Annotated in this window: 10 protein-coding genes and 2 pseudogenes; 5 read left to right on the top strand and 7 right to left on the bottom strand. The window is 43.9% G+C overall.

The annotated features are described in order from the left end of the window. Positions 1 to 154 (top strand): annotated as a pseudogene (locus PN470_RS19080) (RNA-guided endonuclease TnpB family protein); the annotation flags it as partial. A gap of 162 nt (positions 155 to 316) precedes the next feature. Here PN470_RS19080 and PN470_RS19075 read toward each other — a convergent pair. The 3 genes from PN470_RS19075 to PN470_RS19065 are packed head-to-tail and all read right to left on the bottom strand — an operon-like array spanning position 317 to position 3,138. Then, the gene (locus PN470_RS19075; RefSeq protein WP_002792562.1) at positions 317 to 1,063 is read right to left on the bottom strand and encodes a cyanoexosortase B system-associated protein; all 747 of its coding nucleotides are present in this window, start codon (positions 1,061 to 1,063) and stop codon (positions 317 to 319) included. Beyond that, entirely contained in the window at positions 1,056 to 1,961 is a 906-nt protein-coding gene (gene crtB / locus PN470_RS19070) for a cyanoexosortase B (RefSeq protein ID WP_272104943.1), read from the bottom strand. The genes PN470_RS19075 and crtB overlap by 8 nt, the downstream gene beginning before the upstream one ends. A 37-nt stretch (positions 1,962 to 1,998) precedes the next feature. Beyond that, positions 1,999 to 3,138 carry a DegT/DnrJ/EryC1/StrS family aminotransferase gene (locus PN470_RS19065; protein ID WP_016515697.1) on the bottom strand — a complete coding sequence of 380 codons (1,140 nt, stop codon included), beginning with the start codon at positions 3,136 to 3,138 and terminating at the stop codon, positions 1,999 to 2,001. A gap of 149 nt (positions 3,139 to 3,287) precedes the next feature. Between PN470_RS19065 and PN470_RS19060 the strand changes: the two genes are divergently transcribed. Then, on the top strand, positions 3,288 to 3,917 hold the full coding sequence (locus PN470_RS19060; protein ID WP_272104942.1) for a molybdenum cofactor guanylyltransferase: 630 nt from the start codon (positions 3,288 to 3,290) through the stop codon (positions 3,915 to 3,917). On the opposite strand, the gene PN470_RS19055 is transcribed toward PN470_RS19060, so the two are convergent. Beyond that, positions 3,855 to 5,120 carry a DnaJ domain-containing protein gene (locus PN470_RS19055; RefSeq protein WP_272104941.1) on the bottom strand — a complete coding sequence of 422 codons (1,266 nt, stop codon included), beginning with the start codon at positions 5,118 to 5,120 and terminating at the stop codon, positions 3,855 to 3,857. The two genes, PN470_RS19060 and PN470_RS19055, sit on opposite strands and share 63 nt — an antisense overlap. Positions 5,121 to 5,225: 105 nt before the next feature. Here PN470_RS19055 and PN470_RS19050 point away from each other — a divergent pair, with 105 nt between their 5' ends. Continuing rightward, complete coding sequence (locus PN470_RS19050) at positions 5,226 to 5,777, top strand: transcriptional repressor (protein WP_002737956.1); 552 nt, start codon at positions 5,226 to 5,228, stop codon at positions 5,775 to 5,777. 4 nt (positions 5,778 to 5,781) lie between these two features. Here the strand turns inward: PN470_RS19050 and PN470_RS19045 are convergent, their stop codons facing one another. Both PN470_RS19045 and PN470_RS19040 read right to left on the bottom strand, forming a co-directional pair. Then, a complete protein-coding gene (locus PN470_RS19045) occupies positions 5,782 to 6,204 on the bottom strand; it encodes a SufE family protein (RefSeq protein WP_002755684.1) in 423 nt (140 codons plus the stop codon). Between the two features lie 349 nt (positions 6,205 to 6,553). After that, positions 6,554 to 7,306, bottom strand: a complete 753-nt coding sequence (locus PN470_RS19040) for a glucosaminidase domain-containing protein (RefSeq protein WP_002801637.1) — start codon at positions 7,304 to 7,306, stop codon at positions 6,554 to 6,556. Positions 7,307 to 7,642: 336 nt separating this feature from the next. On the opposite strand from PN470_RS19040, the gene PN470_RS19035 reads away from it, so the two are divergent. Next, positions 7,643 to 8,428: a DUF3782 domain-containing protein gene (locus tag PN470_RS19035; protein ID WP_069475604.1), complete on the top strand. Its 786-nt coding sequence runs from the start codon at positions 7,643 to 7,645 to the stop codon at positions 8,426 to 8,428. Between the two features lie 67 nt (positions 8,429 to 8,495). Further along, positions 8,496 to 8,612, top strand: a pseudogene (locus tag PN470_RS19030) (Uma2 family endonuclease); the annotation flags it as partial. Positions 8,613 to 8,639: 27 nt separating this feature from the next. Here the strand turns inward: PN470_RS19030 and PN470_RS19025 are convergent. After that, the gene (locus tag PN470_RS19025; RefSeq protein ID WP_002737694.1) at positions 8,640 to 8,867 is read right to left on the bottom strand and encodes a DNA-directed RNA polymerase subunit omega; all 228 of its coding nucleotides are present in this window, start codon (positions 8,865 to 8,867) and stop codon (positions 8,640 to 8,642) included. Positions 8,868 to 9,401: the final 534 nt, after the last annotated feature.

Below are 9,401 nucleotides of genomic sequence, written 5' to 3'. Positions count from 1 at the left end.
TCACCATGACCGAGATATTAACGCCAGTAAAAATATTTTGGCCGCAGGGCTTGCGGTGTCAGTCTGTAGAGCGACCATAAGACCAGAACAGAGTAAATCTGTTAAGGCAGGTGCGGAACCCCGCAAGGGAAAGAAGCAGAAACCTAAATCGTGAGGTTTGGGAATCACCGTCCGTTTACGGCGGTGAGGATGTCAAACAGATATATCAATTTATTTTCTGAGAGTTATCTAGTGGGAGAGGAACAAAGAAGCTATTAAGGACTAGAAAAGTGCCTTGAGCTAGTTTTTTTTAAACAGATAGTTGGGAGCAGAAAAACTACTTTTCTTTTTTGGTCTCAGGCAGAGAAGTTAATTGACTTAAGACATTTTGTTCTAAGTAACTCTGCACTTCCGTGGCGAGATTGAGAGCAAAGGGAGTGAGAGTTTGCAGTTCTTTCATCGGTTCTAAGGGAATCAGCAAGGAAACGGCTATCCAGGGTACTCTTTGTCTTTTTAATTGCGCCCATTGGTCAAGCCAATACCACACCGAGGGATCGTAATGACCACCACCTAGCCAAGCATACCATTGCACCACGGCAAAAGTGCTTTGTGTCCAAGCCCGATAGAATCTAGCCGTGGCCTTTCCTCCTGACTGGGTGGGAATTGATAGCTCGGTTGTTTCCCCCTGATTCCAACGACTAATAGAACTTATATCTGACCATTCTACTCCCGGTTGACTTTTATAGTAAACCTGTGGCTTTAAAAGCACGGTGATCCTCTTGCCTTCAGGACTTTCCACCACTTGTACCGACCATTTTCTCTCAGCGATTTCAGCTTGGCTCCGGTCGGTGGTTTTCAGGTCAGAGAACTTGATTCCCGATTCTTGTAGGGCCAGCATTTTCTGAATATTACCGATTCTCGGTTGATCCAGCCAAGACCACTGGCCAGAAATTAAATTGGGTAAGATACCCCCTAAAATCAAAATCAGCAGCAAGCACAACAGCAGTAAATAATTACCCGGTAGCTTTTTTTTGATTTTATCTAACACTAAACTTACCTCGTCCGGAATTTTTCGACTAATCATCCTGGTTAACTTCCTCTTGAGCCAGGGACTGTTTCCTGACTACCTCGCGATAGTGCATGATTTGGAAGACCAAAAAGATCAGTAACAACATCAAGACGGAGTATAAATCGCCCCCCCAGCCATCGTGGAATAATGTAAAGTTTTCCTCCTGTCCTGTGCCGTGAAACCAAGCTAAAAGCGCGTTACGAATGATGTTAGCTCCGACACTAATTCCAAAGGCGCTGAGGAGCATAAAGCAGGTTTTACGGCCGTTTTTGATGGTATCAGTCCAATGGAGCAGCAGCAGCGTGAAGTAGAGACTGGTGAATAACATTTTCAGCCCCGCACAGTAGGGAGCGACTTCCACCATCCTACCTTCTACCGCTATATAGACACCGTCAACGGAGACATCTAGGCCCGCTTGCCGGAGAATAAAACCAGAGCAAGCAGCAATAAAAACCTGTAGGGGTAGAGTATAAGGAGCGATCAGGTAGGGGATAGGATTAGGAGTCGCTAAGGCTGTTAAAAGTAGGGGAACTCCCTGTAATTTAAAACCTTCCCTTCCTTTTAACCAGAGACAGATTCCCGCTAAAATAATCGGAAAAGACATACTAACCCAAAGGGAGGAACCGAGGAGATACAAAATCGCTCCTAGGGTTAACAAAAACGCTCCGAGGGGGTGGGAGCGATCTTCGAGGCGTTGCCATTTTTTGCGATTCTGCCAGACAATATAGGCGGCGTAGGGAAGACCGATCAAGCCGTGGCTAAAGTATTCGTGTTCGGTGCTGATCGATTTATTCAGCCAACCATCGTACCAGTGAAAGATCACCGGACCATAGATAACCGCCAAGAAACCGATCATCAGCCAAGATTGCCGATTTTTCTGGGAGACGGTGAATAAGGAAGGACTAATACCCATCTGACGGAGCGATTTAGTGACAAATTCTGAATTTATGTTACCCGATGATCGCAGTGATCTGTTCAACCACGATGGCAATTTGCTCCTCCCGGATGCCGGGGTACATGGGGAGAGAGACAATTTCTTCACAGAGAGTCTCTGCATTGGGAAAGTCTCCCTGTTGATAACCCAGGTAGCGATAGGCCGGTTGTAGATGACAAGGAATCGGATAATGAATGCCAGTTTGAATACCGACGGCAGTTAATTGTTCTTGTAGTTGTTGGCGATCAACGGGACAATGGGGGAGGAGGCGAATAACGTAGAGATGATAGACATGACCAGTCTCGGTTTCGTCTCTTATGGGTAAAATGCCCTTATCGGCTAAAGGAGCCAACAGCCGATCATATTGTCTTGCCGCTCGCTGACGGGTCTGATTCCAGCCTTCCAGATGGGGTAATTTAATGTTTAAAATGGCGGCTTGTATGCTATCCAAACGGCTATTAGTGCCGATATCGGTGTGGAAATACTTGCTTGGTGCGCCATAATTTCTTAAACTGCGGGCTTTTTGGCTAATTTCGGGATCATTGCTCACTAAAATTCCGCCATTGCCAAAAGCACCTAAATTTTTACTGGGATAAAAACTAAACCCCGCCGCCACACCGACACTGCCGGCGCGATAACCTTCTCTACTGGCTAAATGGGCCTGGGCTGCATCTTCAAAGATGGTCAGACTATGGCTGCGGGCAAAATCCTCTAATTGTTGGGGTGATACCATCTGTCCGTACAGGTGTACGGGTAGAATGGCGCGGGTGTTGGGGGTAATTTTTTGGGCGGCCGCCGCAAGGTCAATTAGGGCTGTATCGAGGTGACAATCAACTAAAATCGGTTTGGCCCCCGCTTGAATAACACCCATGAGGGTGGCGACAAAGGTATTAGCGGGGACTAGGACTTCATCCCCGGCACCGATGCCGTAAGCTTGTAAAGCCAGGGCAAGAGCAGCAGTGCCAGAAGCTACTCCCACAGCATACTCGACTCCGCAAGCTTGGGCGAAGGCGGTTTCAAATTCGGCTAAAGCTTGGCCTAAAACAAAATCTCCCCGGTCGATAACTGTTTGGATTGCCTTGGTAATTTTTGCTTGTAGGGGCTGATTTTGCCAAGTTAAATCAACAAAGGGAACTTTGATTAAATGGGAATTCATCTATTGCTTATTTAGGGAGACATTATTAATTGTCAAGAGACTAGCATAGGTTTGAGCAAGTTGCCTAGATTTGTAGGCTCTCTTGTTCTTTCTGTCTTTTTCTTTGTGTTTTTTGTGCCTCTGTGGTTTATCCTTTAAAACTGGTTATTATGAGTGATTTTCCCGCTTTAACGGCGTTAATTCTGGCTGGTGGTCAAAGTTCCCGCATGGGACGAGATAAAGCATTGTTATCTTTTCAGGGTGTCTCTTTTCTAGAGAATATCTGTTTAATTGCCCAAGATTGTGCAGTACAAGTGTCTGTGATTACGCCTTGGCCAGAACGTTATGAACTGATCATTCCCCAATGCTGCCAAATAATCAAGGAACCTCTCCCCACTAGGGGGCCTTTATTGGCCTTTGCCTTGGGATTAACTTTTGTATCAACCGATTGGGTTTTATTACTCCCTTGTGATTTACCTTTACTCAGGTCTTCAATTATTCAAGAATGGTCAAGATTATTAGCCACTGTACCAGAAAATGCTATGGCTTCGGTTCCTCGGTGCGGCAATCGTTGGGAGCCTCTCTGTGCTTTTTATCATCGTCGTTGTTTAGCATCCTTGCAGACTTATATTAAGCAGGGAGGCACTTCTTTTCAAAAGTGGTTAAATGCCGCTGTGGTGGAGGAATTAATTATCGATAATTCCGAGATTTTATTTAACTGTAATACCCCAGAAGATTTAGAGATAATAATAAACTACCCAGATATTAACCGTAAGAAAACCTATCACAAAAGGGAGTAAAAGTAAAGATATCGGCGAAGAAATATTGGATAAATGGCGATAACCATAGTAGAGAATTCCGGTTAGATAACCGCCAGTTACACCGATAATTGCGCCGATAATATCGCCATTTATGGATAAATAGGAAGTGAGCCAAATGACGAGGGAAAAGGGCAAAATTATTAAGCCACCTAAAAATATATCACCGACGATACTACCATATTTATTACTTAATTTTCTGCCCAAACAACTAGATAAAGTCAGAATAATAAAAGGAAATACTGCCCAGCCTAATAACAGTAAAAACTCGGATTTAACTGTCCAGTTTTGCCAAGTCAAAGCGATAAAAAAACTGCTGATTATTGCCGCAAATACCCCTGTAGCCAAAGCCTGATTACGGTTAAGCTTTAAAAAAGACTGTGCTAGACCGGTCTTGGGTTTGAGCAAAGATAAAAAAGAGATTTTCAGCAAATTAAAAATAATAAAAAGAGTTTTTGACCACTTAATTGATTGCTGTTGTCGATAACTTTTATGAACATATTTTAACTTATTAATAATGGCATGATAGCGGCGAAAATTTCCCTGTTGCTTAAATTTCTTGGCCGCTATTTGAAAATCTTTTCGTGCTGCTGGCAGTTCCGAGAGTTCCTCTAAAGCTAATCCTCTTTGATAATATAATTGGGGATTATTTTGGTCAATGGCGATTGCTTTGCCATAAGCTTCTAGGGAGGATTGGGTGTAACCGAGTCGTTGACGGGATAAACCGAGGTAATAGTAAGCTTGGGAACAATCGGGTTTTAACTGCAAAACTTGCCGACAATCGCTTAAAACTTGCCGATCCTGCTGATTATGGTAGTAAACTTCCGCCCGCTGCAGATAGGCCTGCCAAAATTGCGGATTAATTGCGATCGCTTGCTGGTAAAATGCGATCGCTAGTTGATAATTTTTCTCTTGAGCGTAGTGCCATCCCTGTTGATAAAAATCCTCGGCACTGCGCTGAAAAGTGGGTATTTCTGGGGATAAACTGCGATCATACTCTTTTCTTTTGTCTTTATCGCTCAAAACCCGATAAGCTTGTTCAATTTCGCGAAATTTTGTCACTGCCTCTGGATCATTGGGATTATAATCGGGGTGATATTGCCGGGCCAGACGACGAAAAGCGGCTTTTATCTGATTATTACTGGCATTACGGGGAATTTGGAGGATTTCATAGTAATTTTTCATACTTGAATGCGGGGAGAATTTTCAACTACTGAAAACTGTTGCCAATGGCTCGCCGAAACGACTATCATTGTCAATTAAATAGCTTTTATTGAGAGTCGATCGCTTATGTCTGCCTACACTGCCTCCTCCCTGAAAGCGGAACTCAATGCACGGGGGTGGCGCTTAACTCCCCAGCGAGAGAAAATTCTGCACGTTTTCCAGAATTTACCGAAAGGCAATCATCTCAGTGCCGAAGAATTGCAGGAATTACTGGACAAACGGGGGGAAGGAATTAGTTTATCGACGATTTACCGCAGTGTTAAACTAATGTCGCGGATGGGAATTTTGCGGGAGTTGGAATTGGCCGAGGGTCATAAACACTACGAACTCAATCAACCCTATCCCCACCACCATCATCATTTGGTCTGTATTCAGTGTAATAAAACCATCGAATTTAACAATGATTCCATTCTCAAACACAGTCTCAAACAGTGTGAGAAAGAGGGTTTTCAGTTAATTGACTGTCAGCTAACGGTGATGGCCATCTGTCCGGAAGCTTTGCGGATGGGTTGGCCGTCGGGAATACCGAGTAATTGGGGTTGCACCCGTTCGCTGGTGGATACTCGTTTCCAAAACTGCGAGATTCCCGAATCAAAGGAACCGGAACCAGAAAACTAGACATCTAAGCGGACATTCCCAACTGAAAACCGAGAGCTTTTTTCTGCATTAATTGGAAAATATTATAAAATCCGTTGGCGCGGGAAGGGGTAAGACTGACTTTTAAACCGGTTTCTTCGATAAAATCCGGGGTGACTTGCAGGATTTCCGAGGGAGTCAGTCCATTTAACCCCTCGATTAACAAAGCCACTAAACCTTTGACTAATTGCGCGTCGGAATCGCCTTTGTACCAAACCTGGCCATTTTCGATGTCGGCAGTGATATAAACTTGGGATACACAGCCCTGGACTTTATTAGTGGGTATTTTGGCAGATTCTGGTATTGGTTCTAGTTTTTTAGCAAAAGCTAGTAATTGTTCGTATTTTTGCTTAGGATCGGTACGACGTTTGAGGCGTTCGACGATGCGATCGAGATTAGACGGGAGCATATTGCGAGTTAAAATAGGAAAAAATTAGCCAATAGCTTTTTTATATTAGCATTCTTGCGGAAGTTGCGCGCTGTGGTTATCGCTGCCAGGACTACCTTGGTCAGAGCGCCTCGAGGCTATCTGCTAGAATTGGCATCAATGAAATACCACGCTTGCAGGAGCTATGGTTAACCTTTCCTACAATAAAAATCGCCTTCTTCCCAGTTCCGAAGAATGGGAGCATCTCACCTTTGTAACCCCTAAATCAGGTTTTTATGTCAAGCTATTTTGAAAGCCTTGCTAGAAACCAGTTTTAGGGACAAGTATAATTACTCGCTTGCATAAATGAGATGCTCCCCATATTATTTCCTCAATTTTGAGTTAGGGCAATTTTCGTCCATTCGTAAGTGTTCCATTCATCCATTGCCTCAGTAATGACCCTAGAGTAATAGTTGCATCGGCGCTGGGGTGGCGTTCCGTTCCCTTCCTCCGTATGGCAATATCCTGATTTTCCTAACTGGCAAGCTACTAAAGAACAGCTTTCTCGGATACTCATGCCGCGCTGGATGTTTTGTCGATATTCATCAAAAATGTAGCGGAGATCTTTGGGGTAGAGTCGGCCTTCTGAGCCATTCAAGTAGGTAATCCGACAGAGAAAATCAAAAAATTCAGGCTTACTTTTAAACTTGAAATAGCGGTTATCGTAGCGGCTAGATTCATCAAAGATAAGGCGATCTTCTCCTAAATTTTCGATGATTCGCACTGAGCCATCCCAAGCTTCATCGGGTTGACCGATTAACTGATAGGTTTCGACTCCGAAATCTTGACCATTCATGATTTGAGGAGGTTTTCGTCCCCAAGCTCCTACGAATTTGAGTCCGCAAAAGTTGTTGGCAAAATATCCGGTTCTAGTTAACCCAAATCCTGATTCATTAACGGCTTGACCGCCGAGAAAGGCTGCTGGTACGCCATATTTCCTTTCCATCTCGATACAGATGGGTTTAATCTCCTCCATAAACTGTTTTTTCATGCCTTCAGTCAGGGGAGAACCAGGATTGTAACAATTACCGTTTCTTCCCCTTTCTCGGTCTTCAACAGGAACAGGTGAAAACTTGATGTTCATTTTTATTCCTCAATTCGAGCGTTGTCAGAGAAATTGAAGCAGGCAGAAGGCAGATTTGAAGGTCTCAATCCTATATTCTTGCACTAACATCGGATTTTAACAGGTCAAAAGCCTTATTTTAAAAGGGTTTTACCATTATTCAGCCAGCCCTACTTAGTTTCATCTAAAATTAAGCTCTTTGAGCGTTGTAAATTCCATACATATTTTACCCCCCCCCGCACATTTGTCAAGTCTTTTAAATAATTCTTAATATTTCTTTCCGTTTTGCTCTCTGGCTCTCGTCCGGCTTTTCGACAGAATCGCTAAAATGATCAGGGGTGTTTTAGAGGCAAGTCTATGAGTGAACCAGTAACTCTTGAGGATATTTACCAGCTATTCCGCGCTTCCGCCGAGGAATATGATCGCCGGGCTGCCCAATCCAAGGCGGAATATGATCGCCGGGCTGAGGAATATGATCGCCGGGCTGCCCAATCCAAGGCGGAATATGATCGCCGGGCTGAGGAATATGATCGCCTGGTTGCCCAATCCAAGGCGGAATATGATCGCCTGGTTGCCCAATCCAAGGCGGAATATGATCGCCGGGCTGAGGAATATGATCGCCATAGAGTCGAAATAGAGAACCTCCTGGCCGAATCTAAACTAGAAAGCGATCGCTCGATGACAGAACTGAAACGCACCGTAGAACGAACCAGCAAAGCGGTAGATAGTCTGACCACTCGCTGGGGTCGATTTGTGGAAGAGTTGGTAGAACCGGCGGTTTTACGGCTTTTTCAGGAAAAAGGCATTGATATTAAAGAAGTTTATCCCCGCGCTAGAGTCAAACGTCAGGGCATCGCCATGGAAATTGATATCCTAGGGGTGGATGATACCGATCTCGTGGTGGTGGAATGTAAATCGAGATTATCTCAAGATGATGTAGATGAATTTATTGAAAAATTGACTCGTTTTAAAATCGCTTTTCCCCATTATCAAAACTATCGAGCCTACGGTGCAGTGGCAGGAATTGAAATCAACGAGGGAATTGATCGCTATGCTTATAAAAAAGGTCTATTTGTGATTAAACCCTCCGGGGATACGGTGGCTATTATTAATGATGCCGACTTTCAACCGAATACTTGGTAATTTCCCTAGTCAAAACAATCGCTATGGTTAACCTTTCCTACAATAAAAATCGCCTTCTTCCCAGTATCGAGAGGAAAGGGCGATCGCCGCTCAAGCAGGTTTAGCCAAACAGGAAGCGGAACAAAAAGCCCAACGACTAGCGGAAAGACTAAGAGCGCTGGGTATCAACCCCGATGAAGTTTAGGGGTTGCTCCCCAGCAATTTTAGGGGATTAATCGCGTAATAATTCCGGTTCGGTTAATTCGTCGGTCATTTCCATCAGGGCCCGTTGGACGGGTTTAATCATCGGGTCGTCGATATTTTCTACGGTATCGTAGCGGACCCGCTTGGCCCGTCTAGCGACTTGCACGACGATCGAGTAACGATTGCTGGCCACATTCATCAGTTTATCGGTGAGATAAATCATCTCGGAGGAGTCGAATTTAAACCGTTTGGACATAGTTATATTTAGCCTTCTCTGGTGAATTTGGCAGTTGTCACTGATAATAGGTTAGTGATCAGTTTTATTACTCACTCCACCTTACCACATTTTGTCAACCTTAAGGATAGGGTCCTATTCCATCTAGATTGGATTTTGTCAACTACTTTTTACAAAACTTAAATCAATTTTATACAAGTTTAAAAATATACAAATAAAGAGATAATTTTTTAAATAAATAAACCCAAAAAAGGGACACCATTGCCGGGGCTGTAAATACACTTGAACGTATAACTTCCCCCTCGATTTAGCTTCCGGTGATGCTATTCCCATGGCCTTGACAGTGCCGGCGATCGATGGTTAAAAATAAACAGATGCTGGATCCCCATCCAACATCCGCGTTCTAACTCTGCACACATTTTGCTAAGTCCTCATGATAAGTTAAAAAACGCTTCCTTTTTGGGGGCGTTTTTATTTATTCGATTGAAAAAACCGATGACAATCATTACTAAAGCTGATAAGAAAGTGGGGTGTAGGGTGTGGGGTGTGGGGTGT

The organism is Microcystis sp. CS-574 (assembly GCF_028329095.1).
In the GTDB taxonomy this organism is placed as follows: Bacteria; Cyanobacteriota; Cyanobacteriia; order Cyanobacteriales; family Microcystaceae; genus Microcystis; species Microcystis ichthyoblabe_A.
This window is presented reverse-complemented; position numbering and strand designations above follow the sequence as displayed.